Source organism: Haloarchaeobius litoreus (assembly GCF_024495425.1).
Taxonomy (GTDB): domain Archaea; phylum Halobacteriota; class Halobacteria; order Halobacteriales; family Natrialbaceae; genus Haloarchaeobius; species Haloarchaeobius litoreus.
Window position 1 is genome coordinate 1 of the sequence record NZ_JANHJR010000004.1, and the last position, 18,259, is coordinate 18,259.

Sequence of the window (18,259 nt, forward strand, 5' to 3'; positions counted from 1 at the left end):
GGCACGGCCAGCAGTTCGCTTGTTCAATCAAACCTCAGGATCGTTCCACCCGAGGGAACAGGTGAGTTGCGAACCTTAATATCCCAACGCTCGGGAATCCTCGCCCTTTAGGGCGGGGAGGATGTCAGTCGCCTGGCCTCATAACGAATGCCGTGACCCAGCTCACGACCGTCGTCACCAGGAGAATCACTGTCGTCGTGAGTAACCCGTCCAACTTCGGCCGGGATTCCGGTACGCCGGAGATCAAGCGAAAGTAGTACATCGTGGTTATCACGATGGAAACTAGAAACACAGCTGTGACCATCGTGGCGTAGGGATGCTTGGAGAAGACGGGTTTCAGTTCCATCGGTCGGTAACAATCCTCACTAGTTTCAGATTGCTGCAAACGATATGAATCGTTCCCCTCGGAGTCGCCTCTCGGTCGAGTGTGAGTTCGGGCCGACGTGTCATCGTGGGAAAATCTGGAATCGTAACATCTCGGCCGACGAACTTCGATGATGGGGGACCACCTTCCCAGAGTAGCAGTGGACGTCGCGATATCGTAGCGAGTTCCCCACTACCCCGGGCGTAGATGGTGCAGGTGAACACCCACGGCAGTAGCCGACATCGCTCAGAGACCCCAAAAATAGACGATGCCGGCTGTGGTGACGAAAGTCAGGAGCAACTGTAACGGTGCACCGACGCGTGCGAAATCAGTGAATTTGTACCCGCCTGGTCCGTAGACCATGAGGTTCGTCTGGTAGCCGACGGGGGTCAGCAGCGGTGTGCTGGCGGCAAAGGTCACGGCCATGACGAACGCGAAGGGGTTGGCGCCGAGTTGACCGGCGACCTCGACCCCGATCGGCAACAGTAACACGACGCTGGCGGAGTTGCTGATCATCTCCGTGATGATCGCCGTCCCGAGGTAGAACAGCCCCAGAACCGCAATCACGGGGAGGAGAACGCTGACGGAAACGACGAGGTCGGCGATGAGGTCCGCCGTGCCCGAGGCCTCGACTGCGATACCGAGTGGGATGACGCCAGCCACCATGAATATCACCTCCCAGTCGATCGCCTCGTACGCCTCCTCGGGCGTAAGGATGCCGGTGAAGAACATCGCCGCGACGCCGGTCAGTGCACTCGTCATGAGCCCGAGGACATCGAGTGCTGCGAGTCCGAGTGCACCGCCGAGGATTCCCAGCGCGATGGGGATCTTCGACCGGTCGAAGTCCTCCCAGCCGTCCCCGCTCGCGATGGCGACGTTCGTGTCCCTCGCGATGCGGTCGAGCACCTGGTCGGGCGCCTGGACGAGGATGACGTCGCCCGCCTGTAACCGGACCTCACGGAGTCGCTGGCGGATCACCTCGTCGCCACGGCGGATCGCCAGGACTGTCACGTCGTAGTCGCGTTCGAAGTCCCCCACACCGCTGCGCCGACTCGACCACGGGCCGGGCAGTAGCACGACCTCGGTGAGTTCGATCTCCTCGTCGGGGGTTTCCTCGGCCGTCTCGTCGCCGTCCGCTTCCGTGTCTTCGCTAGACGCCTCGTCCTCGGCGAGAGAGCCGCCGTGCTCCTCGTCGGGCGACTCCAGGCCGTGACGCCGTGGCGAGAAGCCGGGCGGAAGGGGCGCGTCGTCCTCCGCGGCCGCTTCCATGACCTCCGGCAACAGCTGCACGTGGTCCTGCTCAAGGACCTCCTGGAGGGTTTCCTGGTCGGCCCTGACGGAGAGAACGTCGCCGGTCTCGATCCGCTCCGATCCGAGACCACGGGTGAGCGTCCGATTGCCACGAACGATCTGGAACACGTCGAGATCGAGGTCCCGCTCGCTCAGTTCCCCGGCCCGGGACCCGACGAGCGGCGAGTCCTCCATGACGACGACATCGGTGAGATAGTCGGTCATGCCGAACGCGTCGGTTGGCGACTCCGCCGGCTTGATCCGTGCGGGGGTGAGGTATCGACCGATGGTGAGCAGGTACACGATTCCGACGAGCAAGACGATGGCGCCCAGGTGCGTGAACTCGAGCAACCCGAACGGCTGCGCGTCGGGGCCGCCCACCTGGACCCACACCTCGCTCGCCAGGAGGTTCGTTATCGTCCCGACGACGGTGAGCATGCCGCCGAGCATCGAGGCGAACGACAGGGGTATCAGGAGCTTGGACGGCGAGGTCTTCGTCTGCCGAGCGAGGTCCATTATCGCAGGTATCAACACGGCGACGACAGAGACGTTGCTGACGACCCCGCCCGGCGGCCCGGAGAGCGTGACCGTGGCGAGCAACTGCCGGAACTCGTCGTCCCCGGCGAACGCGACCAGTTTCCGCGTGAGGATCTGGATGACCCCGGTCCGTCGGACGCCTTCGCTCAGGACGAACATCGCCAGTACGGTGAGCGTCGCTGGGTTCGAGAACCCCGAGACGCCCTGTTCCGGCGACACGCCAGTCCATTCACCGAGGAGGATGAGTGTAACCACGAGGCCGACCGCGGTGGCGTCGATCGGTACCGGCTGGGTGAAAAACAGGACGAAGACGGCGGTGATGATGGCCAGCACGACGACCACGTCGAGAGAGACTGGAAGCTGCACAGGGAGTATCTGTAGCGGCAATCCGGTGCTCAAAGAGAAGGAGGCGAGGGCAGCACTCATTTATCAGTTCTCTCTGAAGGATTGCTCGGATGGGGCCATAGAACTTGGGTTCACCACCCCTCCTCCCTCTATATGGATCCACAGCTGTCTGAGCATCCACCGAATACGTGGTTCGAGGGACAGGTGACTGGTACCAGGGCGAGAGACAACCGTCGAACTCCAATGAGTGCTGTTCACACGATGACGGGGGGAGAAGCGAGGTAGGTTACCCGACGTGACGTTGCGAGACGACGTTCGACGGGACCGTCCGTGGGTCCCAGGACGGGTCACACGGCGAGAAAAGCCAAACCGATCAGGACGACGAGACCGAGCACGATCGACACGAGCCTGCCCAGCCTGTGGGTGCCGAGAATCCAGGCTAACGCGCCTTTGACCACGGTGTTTGCGATCGCCGCGATGACGATCCCCGTCGTGGCGACCTCTGTCGAGACTGCCCCTTCGGCTGCGAGCCGACTCAACGTGATCGCCATCGCGTCGACGTCGGCGAGTCCGGAGAAGAACGCGGTCGCATACAGACCCGACGCTCCGAACCACTCGTTTGCGTATTCGGAGACGAGCAACACAGCTGCGAATATACTCCCGAATAGGAGCGCCGGCCGCAGGCGAAAAGGGTTCTTGAGCTCTTCCGGTTCGACCGTCTCGTCGGACGCAGTCCGCCAGTACAACACCCCGGCAGCAACCGCACCGACCACGGTCATCGCTCCCAGCGGCAGTGCGACGCTCGAGAGCAGGTCGGGGTTGACCACCGCAATCTCGATGAGCACTCGGGGGAACATCACGATGGAGGCGGTGACGACCGCGAATGCGCAGACGTGGTAGAGCGTCGCGTTCCGGGTCGTCTTCTCCGCCATCGAGACCGTCGTTGCCGTGGACGACACGAACCCACCGACGATCCCCGTGATGGCGATCCCTCGTTCGGGACCGAGCACTTGTCCGAGCACGTACGCCACGAATCCGAGACCAGTGACGAAGACGACCATCAACCAGATGAACCTCGGATTGAGTCCATAGAGGACGTCGAGCGAACGGTCGGGGAGCGCTGGGAGGACGACGAGGACGACGAGGATGAACTTCGCCGACGCCCGCCGTTCGCTTTCCTCGATCCGGTTGGCGAATTCGTGTATCGGATCTTTCACGGAGAGCAGTACTGTGACGGCCCCGCCGACGACAATCGCGATAATCGCACCGCGGTCGGAATGCATCGCCATCGCACCGAGGATGACTGTGACGAGGGCTGCCACGAGCGTCGTCAGGCCGATATCGCCCTCGTACCAGATTTTTCCGACGTACGCGACGGTGAGTGGTACGACGAGCGTTCCCACAGCGAGCGGGAGTGCGGACGGAAAGAACCCCTGGACGAGCGCCCCATACAGCGCGATCAGTGGAAACGTCCGGCTCCCGGCGAAGGACCCGCCCGACTCGCTCTGCTCCCGTTCCAGACCGATGAGTGCCCCGAGGCCAGCCGCGAGCAGGAGATGGAAGATGGTCTCCGCGAGCGGACCCGTGGTAGGATCGACCATTGTGTAGCCTTTCCAGCCAGTGGATTGTCAAACGATAGGGACGGGACGAGCTATTGAACGACTAGTACCCTCGTCCTGATTTTCCGTCCACCGAGGAAGGTGGACGTCCACCCACGCTGCCAGAATCATGGGCGGAACGGAACCGGTCCAACTTCGGAGGAATCAAGGGCGAGAACGGTCAACACGGGCTATCATGCCACTCGACTGGAGCGGTATCTCTCACGTCACCAAGGTCGACCCGGCGGAGCAGCTCCCGCGGGACCTCGCCATCCTCGGCGGGACGGACCTCGTCATCGTCGGCGGGTCCGACGGCGTGACACGGGAGAACTCCCTCGACGCGATCGAGCGCATCAAATCGCGATTCCCCGAGCTCCCCGTGTTCCAGGAACCGTACAGCTCGGGTCACGTCTCGACGGAGACGGTCGACTCCGCCGACTACCTCTCGGTACCCGCGGTGTACAACGGCGACCGGGAGAACTTCGTCACGAAGCACGTGGAGTTCTTCACCGAGATCGGGAACAGGCCAGATGAGGTCGTCGGCACGGGACTGCCAGTCGTCGGTGAGTTCATCGCATCACGTGGTCGGGAGGCCATCGCAGAGATATCGGAGAAGATAGTCGGCGAGGGCTACGTCATCCAGAACCTCGACTCGAAGGCCGCGTCCGTCTCGGGCGTCGAGACGACGTACAGCCCGGACGAGGTCGCCGGGGCCGCACTCGCCACCGAGTCGTTCTACGGGTTCCCCATCTTCTACATCGAGTACTCGGGAACCTACGGCGGGACAGAGGACGTCGCGGCCGCCGCGAAGTACCTCGACGAGACGGTCCTGCTCTACGGCGGCGGCATCACGAGCCAGCGACAGACGCGGGAGATCCTCGACGCCGGCGCGGACGCGGTCGTCGTCGGCGACTGCTTCCACGACGACCCGGAGCGGTTCCTCGACACGCTCCCCTGACGAGGGCGCTCACTCCCACCGCTTGCAACGAGAGGCCGTCACGTCGATTCCCGGGCTGTAGTAGCGAACCGGCCCGGTGTTGGGTGTCTCGAAGCCGTTCGCGGCGAACAGCGTGTTCGTCTGTACCTCGACGCTGGCCGGGTAGAGCGTCCACGGATCGTGGTCCACGTTCGTGTACATGATCGACCCGTCTGGGGCCTGGGTGTAGAACCGGTACCGTTCGACCATGAACCGGGCGAGGGAGTCCTCGGTGGACCGGAAGGGTTCGCCGCTCGGCCAGTACGTCGCCTCGTACTGTACGGGTCGGGCTCCGGGGTGGAGCCGTCTGCTCAGGAACCGAACCTTGCCGTCGACACCGTCCAGCGAGATGCGGGCGTAGTAGTACGGCAGGTGGTGGAAGAGGCGAGCGCCGGTCACGCCGAGGACACCCTGCGCGTCGAGACTGAAGAAGTAGACACCCGGCTCGCCGTCGCAGGTCACGTAGGTTCGAAGGTTCAGCTCTGGGAGGGGCATCCCCCATCCCTCGGGGACGCCCTTCGGACGGACGTCGACGTTCGTGAAGGGAACGACCGAGAGCCACGCGTCGCCGTCGAACGTGTCGACGTCGAGATCGTCCGGGAGGTGGGCATCGACGACGTCCGGCGCGACGGGGTAGTTGTCGAAGAGGAGGTTCCGCCAGCCCATCGCCAGTGGTAGCATATCTGCCAGTTGGGACCGTGCGTGGAAAACTCCTCTCCTAAACCGGAGAGGCCAGCACCGCCCTCCCGTGAGATACTTTTATTGGTCGACCCCCCCGAGGTGAGGCCATGACGAGGGGAGGCACACTCCGGCGGCGGGTGGTTCTCGCCGGGGTGGCGGGGACGACGGCCGGGCTCGCGGGCTGCAGCGGCGTCTTCGGCGGTGGGTCGGCGGTGTCGGTGCTCGCGGCCGGGAGCCTGAACGACGCACTCGAGAACGGCCTCCGCGAGCGGGTGGACCAGCGCGTCACCGTCGAATCCCACGGCTCCGCACGGGTCGCCCGGCTCGTCGCCGAGGGGCAGAAGGACCCGGACATCGTCGCCGTCGCGGACGTCGCGCTGTTCGAGTCGACCCTCAGACCCGACTGGTACGCCGAGTTCGCGACGAACTCGCTCGTCCTCGCCTACGACGCGGACAGTCAAGGCGGCCGCCGGGTCGCTGCTGCGGGTACGGACGGCTGGTGGCAGCCACTGCTCGACGGCGACGTCTCGCTCGGGCGGACCGACCCGGACCTGGACCCGCTCGGCTACCGGACGCTGTTCGCGCTCGAACTCGCGAACGACCACTACGACACCGAGACGGACCTCAGAGCGGCGATACCGGACCCCGCGCAGCTCTACCCGGAGACACAGCTCGTGAGCCAGTTCGAGACCGGCGCTATCGACGCCGCCTTCACCTACCGGAGCATGGCGGTCGACCGTGGCTACGCGTTCCTCGACCTGCCCGCGGCGATCGACCTCGGGGACCCGTCGCTGGCCGACCAGTACGGGTCGACGAGCTACGAGTTGCCGGACGGAACCGTCGTCAGCGGCGCTCCCATCAGCTACGCCGCGACGCTGCGACACGAGTCCGGTGCCGCCAACGCGGTTTTCGAGGCACTGATCGGCGACGGCTACCTGACGGAGTTCGGGTTCACCGTCCCCGAAGCGTACCCCCGGTACACGGGACAGCCCCCGGATGGCGTCGCGAGCTGAGACGGCACGCGGGCCAGACTGGCTCGCAGTCGCGACCGTACTCGGGGCGCTGTTGCTCTGTTACTACGTCCTGCCGGTTCTCTCGCTCGTGGCAAGCCAGCCACCGGACGTCGTGCTCTCACGGCTCGACGACCCGGACGTCGTCGGAGCGATGACGACCTCCGTGGCGGCATCGGGCGTGAGTACAGCTGTCGGGACTCTGTTCGGCGTTCCCCTCGCGTACTGGCTGGCCCGGACGGAGGGAAGGACCGAGACGTTGCTGACCGCCCTCGTCGTCCTGCCGCTGGTCCTCCCACCGATCGTCAGTGGGATGGTGCTGTTGACGGTCGTGGGACCGGACACCGTTCTGGGGGGCTTCGCCGCGACCGGTGGGCTCCCGCTCACCCGCTCGTTCGCGGGTGTCGTACTAGCACAGACCTTCGTCGCCTCGCCGTTCATCGTCGTCACGGCGAAGGCGGCGTTCGAGGGGGTCGACGACCAGCTGGAGGCCGCCTCTCGCTCGCTCGGGAAGAGTCGGGCGACAACCGTCCGACGGGTGACGCTCCCGATCGCCTGGCCGGGTGTGCTCGCCGGCGTCACCCTCGGGTTCGCCCGGGCGATGGGCGAGTTCGGCGCGACCATCATGCTGGCGTACTACCCCCGGACGATGCCGGTCCAGATCTGGGTCTCGTTCAGCACCGCGGGACTGTCCGAGGCGTTCCCGGTCGCCGTCGTCCTCCTCGGGGTGGCGGTCGTCAGCCTCGTCGTCCTGAACGCACTCGGCACCAACCCCCTCGACTGACCATGCTCGAACTCGACTCCCTCGAAACGCGCTACGGTGACTTCACGTTCGGGCCGGTGGACCTGACGGTCGGCGAGGAGGTGCTGGCGGTGCTCGGCCCGTCGGGCAGCGGGAAGACGACGCTCCTGTCGACCGTTGCGGGCATCGTCGACGCGGACGGTGGGAGCGTGACCCTCGATGGTCGCGACCTCACCGGGAGGCCACCCGAAACCCGGGGGACTGGTGTCGTGTTCCAGGACGGCGCGCTGTTCCCCCACATGACCGCTCGCGAGAACATCGCGTACGCAGCGTCCGCCACGGAGCGAGTCATGGAGCTGGCGACACTGCTCGAAATCGACGCCGTGCTGGACCGCACGCCTCGGGCACTCTCCGGCGGCGAACGACAGCGGGTCGCACTGGCCCGCACGCTCGCCGCAGACCCCGACGCCCTGTTGCTCGACGAGCCGCTCTCGAGCCTCGACGCCCCCATCAGACGACGGCTCCGCCTTGAGCTCCACGATCTGTTCGACTCGCTCGACATCCCGGTCGTCTACGTCACCCACGACCAGCGGACGGCGAGCGCCCTCGGCGACCGCATCGCGGTGTTGCACGACGGGCAGCTCGAACAGATCGGCCCGAGTTCGGCAGTGCTGGAGCGACCGGCCACGCCGTTCGTCGCCCGGTTCACCGGCAGCGAGAACGTCCTCGACGCCCGGGTCGTCGAGGCTGGGGCGGACGGGCTCCTGCTCGGCGTCGGGGCGGGGCAGCTCTCGACGACCGTCGACGGCTCGGAGGCAGGAATCGAAACCGGCGAGACAGTCACCATCAGCGTCCACCCCGCACGCTTCGAGCTCGAACGTCGCTCGGCAGGGTCGGACTGCCGTCGGGACCGCCTCCACGGCACGGTCCGTCGCCTCGTGAACGAGGGGGACCAGTACCGGGTCGTCGTCGCGACGGGCGACGGGATCCCGCATGAGAGAAGTACGGGGCGGGCTTCGACCGGCGAGGTCGAGCTGACCGCGACGGTTCCCCCGACGACGGTCGACCGCCTCGCCCTCGAAGTGGGCGACAGCGTCTCGCTGGCCGTCTCACCGAGGGACGTGCACCTCATCGAGTGAGGGAGGGCGCGCACCCGACCTGTCGGCTGTTCGAGTTCTAATTCCGCAATTCGTGCCTGCTCTAGTAAGCATTAAGTGAATTCCCGACGCCGTCCGCTTGTAGAACCGAAATCCGTCGGCCGAACTCCCATATGCCACAGGACGACACCCAGTACCGTCTGGACGACATCGACCGCCGCATCCTCTACACGCTCATGCGTGAGAGTCGGCACACGACGGCGGCAGCTATCGCCGAGACGGTCAATGTATCCGGGGCGACAGTCAGGAACCGGATCTGCAACCTCGAGGAGGCGGGTATCATCAGCGGCTACAACGCCCACATCGACTTCGAGCGCGCAGGCGGGAACCTCACCAACCTCTACCTCTGCAACGTTCCCGTCCCGGAGCGCGAAGCTCTCGCGCACCGGGCCCGCGCCATCCCCGGCGTCATCAACGTCAGGACCCTGATGACGGGACGGGAGAACCTCCACGTCGTCGCTGTCGGGGAGACGACGGGCGACCTGCAGCGGGTCGCCCGGAAGCTCTCCCAGCTCGGCATCGAGATCGAGGACGAGGACCTCGTCGAGGACGAGTTCTTCAGCCCGTACGCGCCGTTCGACCCGGACGGTGACGGCGAAGCCCGGGCCCCCGAGGACGTCATCAGCCTCACCGGCGAGGCGAACATCGTCCAGATCACGGTCGACGGGAGCGCGCCGATCGTCGGGCAGAGCCTGGAGGAGGCCAGCGCCGAGGGAATCCTCGATTCGGACACCCTCGTCATCGGCATCGAACGCGACGAGTCGGAGCTGACGCCGCACGGCGAGACGGTGGTCCAGCCGGACGACATCGTTACCGTGCTCTCCCGGAGCCCGACCGACGAGCGCACACTGGAGACGTTCCGCGGCACCGGAACGGAGGCGGTCGACGGGTGAACGGACCGACGAGCAACGAGACCGACGATACGGACAGAGGCGGACCAATGAGCAAGTCATTCACAGAATCAGTCGTCGTTCCAGTCGCGGACGAATCGGACGCACGGAGGACAGCGAGCGCCCTCGAACCGTACGAACTGGACCACGTGACGGTCCTGCACGTCGTCGAGAAGGGCGAGGGTGTCCCGGACAAGACACCCGTCGAACAGTCGGAGGAGATCGCCGAGGACGCGTTCGCGACGTTCCGGGAGACCTTCCCCGACGCCGAAGACGCCGTGACGTACCGTCGCGACGTGGTCGCGGGCATCGTCGAAGTCGCGACCGACCTGGACGCGAGTGCAATCGTGTTCCGGCCACGTGACCAGGGCCGAATCGTCCGGTTCCTCTCGGGAAATCACTCGCTCCGGCTCATCACCGAATCGCCAATCCCAGTCATCGCGCTCCCGGAGGAGGCTGAGGAATGACAGACGGCGACGAGGAGCTCGCGAAGGACCTCGGCCTGCTCTCCGCGCTGACCATCGGCGTGGGGACGATGATCGGGGCCGGTATCTTCGTCCTTCCGGGACAGGCGGCAGAAGCCGCCGGACCCGCCGTTGCCATCTCGTTCGTCGTCGGTGGCGTCATCTCGCTGTTCACCGCACTGTCTGCCTCCGAGCTCGGGACTGCGATGCCGAAGGCCGGCGGGAGCTACTACTACGTCAACCACGCACTGGGGCCGCTGTTCGGTTCCATCGCCGGCTGGGGGAACTGGATGGGACTCGCGTTCGCCAGCGCCTTCTACACCCTCGGCTTCGGCGAGTACCTGAACACGCTCATCGCACTCCCGGAACTCGCACTCGGACCCATTGCGCTCTCCTCGTTCCAGATCGGTGCCCTCATCGCCGGGACCCTGTTCATCGGCATCAACTACGTGGGCGCGAAGGAGACCGGGAGCATCCAAATCGTCATCGTCACGCTGCTCGTCGGTATCCTCACGGTGTTCTCCATCCTCGGCTTCCTCCAGGCCGACCTCTCGACGCTCCGGCCGATCTTCCCGGCGGAGACCGGCGGCGCGACCGCCATCCTCCCCGCGACTGGCCTCATCTTCGTCTCCTTCCTGGGCTTCGCGAAGATCACGACCGTCGCCGAGGAGCTGAAGAACCCCGGCCGAAACCTCCCGCTGGCGGTCGTCGGCAGCGTCGTCATCGTCACCGTGATGTACGCCATCATCATGGTCGTCCTGATGGGCGTCATCAACTGGCGCCAGCTGGGTCCGGACTTCACGTCGACGCCCGTGCTCGACGTCGCCGATATCGCGTTCGGTGCCTACGGCATCGCTGGCCTCGGTATCGGACTCCTGACGTTCGCGGGGCTGCTCGCGACCGCCTCGAGCGCGAACGCGAGCATCCTCGCATCCTCCCGCATCAACTTCGCGATGGGGCGTGACAAGCTCGTCTCGAACAAGCTCAACGCGATCCATCCGAGCTTCGCGACGCCGTACCGGAGTATCGCGGTCACGGGCGGCATCATCCTGAGCTTCGTCGTCCTCGGGAACGTCGAGGTTCTCGCGAAGGCCGGCAGCGTCCTCCACCTCATCGTGTACGGACTGCTCAACATCGCACTCATCGTGATGCGCCAGTCGGATACCCCGGAGTACGACCCCGAGTTCGAGGTGCCGATGTACCCCCTCGTTCCGATTGTCGGGGCACTCTCGTCGTTCGGTCTCATCGCGTTCATGGACCCCGAGTACATCGGGGTCGCGGTCCTGTTCGTGGTCGGTGGGCTCCTCTGGTACTTCCTCTACGCCAGAACCAAGACCCAGAAGAAGGGTATCCTCTCGCAGTACATCCTCTCGCGGTCCGAGGAGATACCAGACCCCGCCGTCTCGGCCGCCAGCAGCGTCCAGCCCGACGGCGAAGGCGCGGGGGGCGACTACCGCGTGATGGTCCCCCTCGCGAACCCGAAGACCGAGAAGGACCTCATCACGCTCGCGAGCGCCGTCGCGAAGCAGAAGGGTGGGACCGTCGACGCGGTCCACATCGTCAAGGCCCCGGACCAGACCTCGCTGGAGTACGCCGCGGAGAACCCCGACGTGTTCGAGGAGGATTACCACGGTATCCTCGACGAGGCCAAGCGCGACGCGGAGACGTTCGGTGTCGACGTGGAGACCCACACCATCCTCTCCCACCGGCTGTTCGAGCAGATATTCGACGCCGCCGAGACCCACGACGCCGACATGGTGGTCATGGGCTGGGACGGCGACACCCACGGCTCGCCGGGTCGTGTCGAGACTGCGGTCGACGAGTTGACCGAGAACCTGCCGTGTGACTTCATCGTCCTCAAGGACCGTGGCTTCGACCCGTCCGAGATCCTCGTCCCGACGGCGGGCGGACCGGACTCCGACCTCTCCGCTGAGGTCGCGAAGCTCCTACAGGCGGAGTACGGCTCGACGGTCAAGCTCCTCCACGTCACCGACGACGTGGACGCCGGGACCGAGTTCCTCGAATCCTGGTCCGAAAGTCACGGCCTCTCGGACGCGGAACTCATCGTCGAGAGCGGCGACGTCGAGACGGTCATCGAGGCGGCCGCCGCGGACAGCACGATGCTGGTGCTCGGTGCGACCGAGAAAGGGCTGCTCTCGCGACTCCTGCGTGGCTCGCTCGTGCTGGACGTCGTCGACGACGTGCCCTGCTCCGTGCTGCTGGCAGAACGCTCCCGCAAGAAGGGCTTCGTCGTGAGACTGTTCGGCGAGTAGCTCAGCTCTCGACCGCCTGGGGCTCGCCGTCGGCGTACTTCTCGCTGAACTCGCCGATGAGGTTGCCCATCTTCGCGTACCAGTCGTTGAGCATGCGCTGCATCTCCTGGGCGATCTCCTCGGCGTCGCGCGGCCGGTAGACGTGGTAGTAGCCGCCCTGGTCGTAGTTGATCTGCTCCTTCTGGAGGAAGCCCGCCGAGAGCAGGCGCTGGACCGCACGGTACGCGGTGGAGCGCTCGCGGTCGATCTCCTCGGCGATCTCGTCGACGGTGAGCGCGTCCTCCTGTTCGTTCAGCAGCCGGAAGATCTCCTTGTCGATACCCTTCAGGTCGTGGAAACACTCCAGCAGACCCTCGCAGTACATGTCCTGCCGGAGCATCTCGCTCATCGAGTTAGCCATTTGATGTACATAGGAGTTGCCCACTCAAAAGTGTTTGCAAATCCGGCACAATACTGTCGAACGTGTCGAATTCGGGCGGTTCAGTCCTGCGACGTGGCGTGGTCGGCCTCCTGTTCCGTGGCGTCCGCCGACCGCGCGGACCGCCAGTAGCCCTGGGCGTACGCGCCGAGGAACATCCCGGCGATGGCCCAGAGGATGGGGTAGTTGCCGATCCCGAGGCTGGCGTAGGCCGCGCCGGGACAGATCCCGGAGAGCCCCCACCCGACGCCGAAGATGGAGCCGCCGATCACGACGTTGCGGTCGAACGACTTCACGCGGCGTTTGTACTCGTCGCCGGTGATGGGTGCACGGCCGAGGAACGTCGTCGCCACGAAGAACGTGATGCCGGTGACGACCGCCGCTCCACCCATCACGAACAGCAGTCCGAAGTCCTGGAACTGGAGGAAGTCCAGCACGACCTCGGGTCGAGCCATCCCGCTGATGGCGAGTCCGAGCCCGAACACCAGCCCGCCGACGTAGATGGCGGGCAGGAACAGCGGGCTCCGTTCGGCTGAGCTCATGGGCTCACCCCCAGTGCCATCACGACCTGTGCCGTCCCGATAGCGAAGGCCATGAACGTCGCGACGTTCACGAGCGAGGTGTTCGACAGGGAGCCGACGCCACAGACGCCGTGCCCGGACGTACAGCCCTTGCCGAGGCGGGTTCCGACGCCGACGAGGAAGCCGCCGCCGAGGAGCCGCCACCACTGGACCTCGGTGGTCCAGATACCGGGGTCGAGCACGAGCCCCCAGATGGCCGCGCCGCTGACGATACCTGCGGTGAACACGAGCCGCCAGTCGCGTGACTGGACGTACTTGAAGCGGTTGAACCGGTCCACGTCCGAGACGTACGAGAGCGTGGACTCGAGGAACGTGCTCGCACCCGCGATGATGCCCGTCGAGAGGTAGATGATGGTTGCACCCAACCCGACGAGCAATCCACCGACGGCATACGGGAGTATGCCGCGCGGGAAGAGGTCGCCCAGTGCGAGCAACGGTGTGAGCTCGGTCATCTCGCGGTGACACCTCTCCGGCCGTCTCCGGTGTCGGTTCGCCGGACGATGCCTCCGTCGATGCCCGGTCCGTGGTCGCCGACCGCCGAGCGGTCGGTGTACCGTCCGTCTGTCATTGTCGGTTCCAACTACAGCGGTCGCACAGATAAGACTTTGCATAGTAATTCTTCTGGCGCACAATACCGGTTAGACAGACCTGCATCGAAAGCGTTCAAGTAACTGGTTACGCATACCTAACCACTGGTAGTCGTGTCCAGAACACGAACTGCTACCGACACGCTTTTTAGTGGCCCACCAGTATTGGGTGGTGAAGGCAATATCATGACGGAGTACGAAACCACCGAGACGCTCGACGTGAAAGGACAGAACTGCCCCATGCCGGTCGTCAAGACCAAGCAGAACATCGACGGCCTCGAAGCCGGTGATGTGCTCGAGGTCCTGTCGACTGACTCCGGGAGCATGAGCGACCTCGCCGGCTGGGCGGACTCGACACCCGGTGTCGAACTCGTCGACCAGGTCGAGGGCGACGGCCTCTACACGCACTACGTGCGCAAGACCGAGTGATCATGTCGACCGACACATCAAACACCGCAGAGCCCGACGGCGAGGCACCGTCACGTGCCGAGCTGGCCGCACAGGTCGAGGAGCTCGAGCACCGACTCGCCGACGTCGAGGCTGACGACGCCGACGACACCCCGAAGATGTCCATCATCGCGACGAAGGGGACCCTCGACATGGCGTACCCGCCGCTCATCCTCGCGAGCACCGCAGCCGCGTTCGGCTACGAGGTCACCGTGTTCCACACGTTCTGGGGCCTCGACATCCTGCACAAGGAGAAGTCCCAGAAACTCCAGCTGAGTTCCGTCGGCAACCCCAGCATGCCCGTCCCGAACGCCATCGGCGCGTTGCCGGGCATGGACCGCGTGACCACCCGGATGATGGAGAAGCAGATCGCGGACAACGACACCGCAACCATCCAGGAGCTCATCGACACCTCCCTCGACATGGGCGTCGAGTTCCAGGCCTGCCAGATGACCATCGACCTGATGGACTACGACGAGGACGACTTCTTCGACGGCGTCACCACCGGCGTCGGCGCCGCAACGGCCATTCAGGACATGGCCGAGGCCGACATCCAGCTCCTGGTCTGAACGACCACCGCTTTATGACACAGGATTCCCCCGACCAGCGGACGCAGCAGGCCGAGACCGACCGAGAGACAGCGGTCGACCCCATGGTGGGCGAGGGGCTGCTCGACGAGGAGATGGGTCCGAGTTCGTCGATGGCCCACCTCTACCGTGGCGAGATACACCGGATGAAGTTCTGGCGGGAGCGACTGGACCGGACGACGAACTGGGCCGTCGTCGTCATCTCCGCACTGCTGACGTGGTCGTTCTCGTCCCCGGACACCCCGCACTACGTGATACTCATCGGCATCGCGACCCTGACCGTGTTCCTCGTCGTCGAGGCGCGCCGCTACCGAGGGTACGACATCTGGCGGACTCGGGCCCGGTCGCTCCAGCAGAACGTGTTCGCGAAGGGGCTCGACCCGGATATCGAACTCACCAATCGGGACTGGCGGAGTGAGCTCGCCGAGGACTACCGCCGGCCGACGCTGAAGATCACGACGGAGGAGGCCATCGCACACCGTCTGCGCCGCATCTACCTGCCGCTGTTCGGCCTCCTGCTCGTCGCCTGGGCCGTCCGCATCACGGCGTTCGCGACGGATTCCTGGCTCGCCACCGCCAGGGTGGGCGCAGTACCTGGCTCGACCGTCGCCCTGTTCGTGGCCGTCTTCTACGCGGGCGCACTGTTCGTCGCCTTCCGACCCCGGACCTGGCACGCTCGCGGCGAGCTGCGGTTCGAGGACCTCCGGAAGTGAGACTGGGGGAGGCGACCCCCACCGACTCACGATCCGAGACGGGTCAGCGGCTCTCCCGGTTCTCAGTCCCCGAGACAGATAGCACGACGTTATCTTATCATCTCGCGTATGTTAAACCATGAGCACCACTTCAACCCGGAGATTTCCGTCCGTCCAGATACTGTTCGGGGCACTCGTCGTCGTCCTCGGAGCGTTGCTCCTGCTCGATACGACCGGCCTGTTCCCGACCACCGACCTGCTGCTGTACGCCCCGTCGCTGTTCGTCGTCGTCGGCCTCTGGGCGCTGGTCCAGAGCCGACTCCGGAACATCGTCGGTCCGGTCGTCCTCGTCACCATCGGTGCAGCCTGGCAGGCCGTCGCGCTCGACCTCGCGACCGTCGACGACGTCATCGTCTTCTGGCCGGTGCTCGTCATCGCGTTCGGCCTCTCGGTGATCCTCGGCACCTACCGCGCGAAGACCGTCCCCACCGAGGACGCGTACACGTCGATGTTCGCGGCCTTCGGTGGCGTCGAGCGACGGAACACCTCGAAGGCGTTCACCGGAGCCGACCTCACCGCACTCTTCGGTGCCGCGGAGATCGACCTGCGCGACGCCGAGATTACCGACCGGCCGGCCCGCATCAACGCAGTGGCGCTGTTCGGTGCTGCCGAGGTCATCGTTCCCCGCGACTGGAACGTCCAGATGGACGTCCTGCCCGTCCTCGGTGCTGCCGAGGACTCCCGTCGCCGCTCCGAGACCGTCAACGACGAGGTCGACCTCGTCGTCGGCGGCTTCACCGCGTTCGGTGGCATCGAAGTGAAGGACTGAGTCCACAGCACCCGGGATATTCTTCGGGCGAACCGACCGGCTACCGCCAGCTCGTCCAGCCGCCGTCGACGACGAGCGACTCGCCGGTGATGTAGCTCGCGAGGTCGCTCGCGAGGAACGTCGCCGCGCCGCCGATCTCCTCGGGCTGGCCGTACCGCCCGAGCGGGACCTGCTGGGCGAACACCGCGGCCTCCTCCTCGCTGGATTCCTGGTCGCCACCGATCTTCGTCTCGATGCCGCCCGGATGGATGGCGTTGACCCTGATGTCGTGCTCCGCGAGCGTGTGGGCGAGCGAGTACGTCAGCATCGTGAGACCGCCCTTCGAGGCCGAGTACGTCGGCCAGTTGCCGTTGCCGAACAGGCCGGCGATGCTCGAGATGTTGATGATGCTGCCCCCGTCGCCCTCGACCATGCGCTCCGCTGCGACCTGCGAGCCGAAGAACGCGCCGTAGAGGTTGATGTCCATCAACCAGCGGTACTCCTCCTCGCTGACGTCGAAGAAGTCCTCTGCACGCCAGACGCCCGCGTTGTTCACCATGATGGAGACGCCGCCGAACTCGTCGGCAGCGTCCATGGCCGCGGTGAGGTCCTCGCGGTCCGTCACGTCGCAGTGGACGAACGCCGCATCGGCGTCGGTCTCCGTCTCGATCTTCTCGTGGGTCGGAATCCCCTCCTCCTTTGGGTCCTCGCGGACGTCGGCGACGACCACCGCCTTCGCGCCGTGTTCGGCGAACGCGAGTGCGATCCCGCGTCCGATTCCGGAGCTCCCGCCCGTGATGACCGCAATCTCGTCATCGAGTAGTGACATCTGTGAACACCGGTCGTAGTTCGACTCGTGGAACAATAAAACGAGACGACAGTTACCGCACGGCGGGAGCTGGATCCCGCCGACGAACGGGCTCAGTCCGCGTCGGTGTCTACGGACCGAATCGTCAGCACCGGGACGGGCGAGGTTCGGACGATCTTCTCGGTGACGCTCCCCAGCAGATAGCGCTCCAGTCCCGTGCGACCGTGGGTTCCCATCACGACGAGGTCGACGTCGTTGTCCTCGATGTACCGACGCAGTTTCTTGTACGGTCTGCCGTAGCCGACCGCGGTCTCGACCCCGGCGACGGAGTCGTCGGCCCGGTCGGCGATGCTGTCGACGGCCTCCTCGGCAGCCTCCTCGAGCGCGTCGGTCATCAGCTCCGAACGGACGTCGAGCCCCATCGAGAACGCGTCGACGATGGAGACGACGTTGAGCCGTGAGCCGTACCGCCCGGCGACGTCGAGCCCAACGTCCGCAGCTGCCTCCGCGGCGGCACTCCCGTCGGTCGGGATCAGCACGGACTCGTACGGGTAGTGTACCGACCCGTCGGCGGTGTCGCGGACGGTCAGCACCGGCACGTCGGAGCGGCGGAGGACCTTCTCGGTGACGCTCCCCAGCAGGTAGCGCTCGACGCCGGTCCGCCCGTGGGTGCCCATCACCACGATATCGATGTCGGCGTCGGAGACGTACTCGAGGATGACCCGGTAGGGAACCCCGCTTCGGACGGCTCGTTCGACCGGGAGGTCGGCTTCCGAGACCTCCGCTCCGGCCTCGTCGACGATGGCCTCGGCGCGACTGCCGCTCTGTTCCTGTTCGGGCGCGTTCTCCGCGCTGCGCGAGTCGAGAACGCTGAGGACGTGGACGGTGGCATCGTAGTGACTCGCCAGGTCCTCCGCGTAGCCGACCGCCGACGTCGCACACTCGCTGCCGTCGGTCGGGACGAGTATCTGTTCGAACATGGGTTGACGGTTGGGTCCCACCGG

General features: G+C 65.5%; 20 protein-coding genes. 11 read left to right on the forward strand and 9 right to left on the reverse strand.

Annotation, left to right across the window (positions count from 1 at the left end):
* Window positions 1-124: 124 nt before the first annotated feature.
* The 3 genes from NOW55_RS17650 to NOW55_RS17660 form a co-directional block, all read right to left on the reverse strand.
* Window positions 125-346: a hypothetical protein gene (locus tag NOW55_RS17650; protein WP_256401446.1), complete on the reverse strand. Its 222-nt coding sequence runs from the start codon at window positions 344-346 to the stop codon at window positions 125-127.
* Window positions 347-610: 264 nt separating this feature from the next.
* Window positions 611-2,617, reverse strand: coding sequence for an SLC13 family permease (locus NOW55_RS17655; protein WP_256401447.1), 2,007 nt, complete (start codon window positions 2,615-2,617; stop codon window positions 611-613).
* Window positions 2,618-2,883: 266 nt separating this feature from the next.
* Window positions 2,884-4,137, reverse strand: a complete 1,254-nt coding sequence (locus NOW55_RS17660) for an MgtC/SapB family protein (protein ID WP_256401448.1) — start codon at window positions 4,135-4,137, stop codon at window positions 2,884-2,886.
* A gap of 193 nt (window positions 4,138-4,330) precedes the next feature.
* On the opposite strand from NOW55_RS17660, the gene NOW55_RS17665 reads away from it, so the two are divergent.
* Window positions 4,331-5,092 (forward strand): geranylgeranylglyceryl/heptaprenylglyceryl phosphate synthase, encoded by a 762-nt coding sequence (locus NOW55_RS17665; protein WP_256401449.1) that lies wholly within the window; start codon window positions 4,331-4,333, stop codon window positions 5,090-5,092.
* A 9-nt stretch (window positions 5,093-5,101) separates the two neighbouring features.
* Here NOW55_RS17665 and NOW55_RS17670 read toward each other — a convergent pair whose 3' ends face one another.
* Window positions 5,102-5,791: a YqjF family protein gene (locus tag NOW55_RS17670; protein ID WP_256401450.1), complete on the reverse strand. Its 690-nt coding sequence runs from the start codon at window positions 5,789-5,791 to the stop codon at window positions 5,102-5,104.
* Window positions 5,792-5,898: 107 nt separating this feature from the next.
* On the opposite strand from NOW55_RS17670, the gene NOW55_RS17675 reads away from it, so the two are divergent.
* From NOW55_RS17675 to NOW55_RS17700, 6 genes are all read left to right on the forward strand, one after another.
* Window positions 5,899-6,804: an extracellular solute-binding protein gene (locus tag NOW55_RS17675; RefSeq protein ID WP_256401451.1), complete on the forward strand. Its 906-nt coding sequence runs from the start codon at window positions 5,899-5,901 to the stop codon at window positions 6,802-6,804.
* Window positions 6,788-7,585, forward strand: a complete 798-nt coding sequence (locus tag NOW55_RS17680; protein WP_256401452.1) for a molybdate ABC transporter permease subunit — start codon at window positions 6,788-6,790, stop codon at window positions 7,583-7,585. The genes NOW55_RS17675 and NOW55_RS17680 overlap by 17 nt, the downstream gene beginning before the upstream one ends.
* A 2-nt stretch (window positions 7,586-7,587) precedes the next feature.
* Entirely contained in the window at window positions 7,588-8,682 is a 1,095-nt protein-coding gene (locus NOW55_RS17685; RefSeq protein WP_256401453.1) for an ABC transporter ATP-binding protein, read from the forward strand.
* Window positions 8,683-8,813: 131 nt separating this feature from the next.
* On the forward strand, window positions 8,814-9,593 hold the full coding sequence (locus tag NOW55_RS17690) for a winged helix-turn-helix transcriptional regulator (RefSeq protein WP_256401454.1): 780 nt from the start codon (window positions 8,814-8,816) through the stop codon (window positions 9,591-9,593).
* A gap of 47 nt (window positions 9,594-9,640) precedes the next feature.
* A complete protein-coding gene (locus NOW55_RS17695; RefSeq protein ID WP_256401455.1) occupies window positions 9,641-10,057 on the forward strand; it encodes a universal stress protein in 417 nt (138 codons plus the stop codon).
* Window positions 10,054-12,327 carry an amino acid permease gene (locus NOW55_RS17700; protein WP_256401456.1) on the forward strand — a complete coding sequence of 758 codons (2,274 nt, stop codon included), beginning with the start codon at window positions 10,054-10,056 and terminating at the stop codon, window positions 12,325-12,327. The genes NOW55_RS17695 and NOW55_RS17700 overlap by 4 nt, the downstream gene beginning before the upstream one ends.
* A 1-nt stretch (window position 12,328) precedes the next feature.
* Here NOW55_RS17700 and NOW55_RS17705 read toward each other — a convergent pair whose 3' ends face one another.
* The 3 genes from NOW55_RS17705 to NOW55_RS17715 form a co-directional block, all read right to left on the reverse strand.
* The gene (locus NOW55_RS17705) at window positions 12,329-12,727 is read right to left on the reverse strand and encodes a helix-turn-helix domain-containing protein (protein WP_256401457.1); all 399 of its coding nucleotides are present in this window, start codon (window positions 12,725-12,727) and stop codon (window positions 12,329-12,331) included.
* Window positions 12,728-12,807: 80 nt separating this feature from the next.
* Complete coding sequence (locus tag NOW55_RS17710; protein ID WP_256401458.1) at window positions 12,808-13,287, reverse strand: YeeE/YedE family protein; 480 nt, start codon at window positions 13,285-13,287, stop codon at window positions 12,808-12,810.
* Window positions 13,284-13,778, reverse strand: a complete 495-nt coding sequence (locus NOW55_RS17715; protein ID WP_256401459.1) for a YeeE/YedE family protein — start codon at window positions 13,776-13,778, stop codon at window positions 13,284-13,286. The genes NOW55_RS17710 and NOW55_RS17715 overlap by 4 nt, the downstream gene beginning before the upstream one ends.
* A 318-nt stretch (window positions 13,779-14,096) precedes the next feature.
* On the opposite strand from NOW55_RS17715, the gene NOW55_RS17720 reads away from it, so the two are divergent.
* The 4 genes from NOW55_RS17720 (at window position 14,097) to NOW55_RS17735 (ending at window position 16,468) form a co-directional block, all read left to right on the forward strand.
* Entirely contained in the window at window positions 14,097-14,342 is a 246-nt protein-coding gene (locus NOW55_RS17720; protein ID WP_256401991.1) for a sulfurtransferase TusA family protein, read from the forward strand.
* Window positions 14,343-14,344: 2 nt separating this feature from the next.
* On the forward strand, window positions 14,345-14,929 hold the full coding sequence (locus NOW55_RS17725) for a DsrE/DsrF/DrsH-like family protein (protein ID WP_256401460.1): 585 nt from the start codon (window positions 14,345-14,347) through the stop codon (window positions 14,927-14,929).
* A gap of 14 nt (window positions 14,930-14,943) precedes the next feature.
* Window positions 14,944-15,660 carry a DUF2270 domain-containing protein gene (locus tag NOW55_RS17730; RefSeq protein WP_390293805.1) on the forward strand — a complete coding sequence of 239 codons (717 nt, stop codon included), beginning with the start codon at window positions 14,944-14,946 and terminating at the stop codon, window positions 15,658-15,660.
* Between the two features lie 118 nt (window positions 15,661-15,778).
* The gene (locus NOW55_RS17735) at window positions 15,779-16,468 is read left to right on the forward strand and encodes a LiaF transmembrane domain-containing protein (protein WP_256401461.1); all 690 of its coding nucleotides are present in this window, start codon (window positions 15,779-15,781) and stop codon (window positions 16,466-16,468) included.
* Between the two features lie 40 nt (window positions 16,469-16,508).
* On the opposite strand, the gene NOW55_RS17740 is transcribed toward NOW55_RS17735, so the two are convergent.
* A complete protein-coding gene (locus NOW55_RS17740) occupies window positions 16,509-17,276 on the reverse strand; it encodes an SDR family NAD(P)-dependent oxidoreductase (protein ID WP_256401462.1) in 768 nt (255 codons plus the stop codon).
* A gap of 92 nt (window positions 17,277-17,368) precedes the next feature.
* Window positions 17,369-18,235 (reverse strand): universal stress protein, encoded by an 867-nt coding sequence (locus NOW55_RS17745; RefSeq protein WP_256401463.1) that lies wholly within the window; start codon window positions 18,233-18,235, stop codon window positions 17,369-17,371.
* Window positions 18,236-18,259: the final 24 nt, after the last annotated feature.

Excerpts from the sequence above, each read along its gene's own strand:
- NOW55_RS17650 (WP_256401446.1), bottom strand. The coding sequence starts at position 346 with ATGGAACTGAAACCCGTCTTCTCCAAGCATCCCTACGCCACGATGGTC.
- NOW55_RS17655 (WP_256401447.1), bottom strand. The coding sequence starts at position 2,617 with ATGAGTGCTGCCCTCGCCTCCTTCTCTTTGAGCACCGGATTGCCGCTA.
- NOW55_RS17660 (WP_256401448.1), bottom strand. The coding sequence starts at position 4,137 with ATGGTCGATCCTACCACGGGTCCGCTCGCGGAGACCATCTTCCATCTC.
- NOW55_RS17665 (WP_256401449.1), top strand. The coding sequence starts at position 4,331 with ATGCCACTCGACTGGAGCGGTATCTCTCACGTCACCAAGGTCGACCCG.
- NOW55_RS17670 (WP_256401450.1), bottom strand. The coding sequence starts at position 5,791 with ATGCTACCACTGGCGATGGGCTGGCGGAACCTCCTCTTCGACAACTAC.
- NOW55_RS17675 (WP_256401451.1), top strand. The coding sequence starts at position 5,899 with ATGACGAGGGGAGGCACACTCCGGCGGCGGGTGGTTCTCGCCGGGGTG.
- NOW55_RS17680 (WP_256401452.1), top strand. The coding sequence starts at position 6,788 with ATGGCGTCGCGAGCTGAGACGGCACGCGGGCCAGACTGGCTCGCAGTC.
- NOW55_RS17685 (WP_256401453.1), top strand. The coding sequence starts at position 7,588 with ATGCTCGAACTCGACTCCCTCGAAACGCGCTACGGTGACTTCACGTTC.
- NOW55_RS17690 (WP_256401454.1), top strand. The coding sequence starts at position 8,814 with ATGCCACAGGACGACACCCAGTACCGTCTGGACGACATCGACCGCCGC.
- NOW55_RS17695 (WP_256401455.1), top strand. The coding sequence starts at position 9,641 with ATGAGCAAGTCATTCACAGAATCAGTCGTCGTTCCAGTCGCGGACGAA.
- NOW55_RS17700 (WP_256401456.1), top strand. The coding sequence starts at position 10,054 with ATGACAGACGGCGACGAGGAGCTCGCGAAGGACCTCGGCCTGCTCTCC.
- NOW55_RS17705 (WP_256401457.1), bottom strand. The coding sequence starts at position 12,727 with ATGGCTAACTCGATGAGCGAGATGCTCCGGCAGGACATGTACTGCGAG.
- NOW55_RS17710 (WP_256401458.1), bottom strand. The coding sequence starts at position 13,287 with ATGAGCTCAGCCGAACGGAGCCCGCTGTTCCTGCCCGCCATCTACGTC.
- NOW55_RS17715 (WP_256401459.1), bottom strand. The coding sequence starts at position 13,778 with ATGACCGAGCTCACACCGTTGCTCGCACTGGGCGACCTCTTCCCGCGC.
- NOW55_RS17725 (WP_256401460.1), top strand. The coding sequence starts at position 14,345 with ATGTCGACCGACACATCAAACACCGCAGAGCCCGACGGCGAGGCACCG.
- NOW55_RS17730 (WP_390293805.1), top strand. The coding sequence starts at position 14,944 with ATGACACAGGATTCCCCCGACCAGCGGACGCAGCAGGCCGAGACCGAC.
- NOW55_RS17735 (WP_256401461.1), top strand. The coding sequence starts at position 15,779 with ATGAGCACCACTTCAACCCGGAGATTTCCGTCCGTCCAGATACTGTTC.
- NOW55_RS17740 (WP_256401462.1), bottom strand. The coding sequence starts at position 17,276 with ATGTCACTACTCGATGACGAGATTGCGGTCATCACGGGCGGGAGCTCC.
- NOW55_RS17745 (WP_256401463.1), bottom strand. The coding sequence starts at position 18,235 with ATGTTCGAACAGATACTCGTCCCGACCGACGGCAGCGAGTGTGCGACG.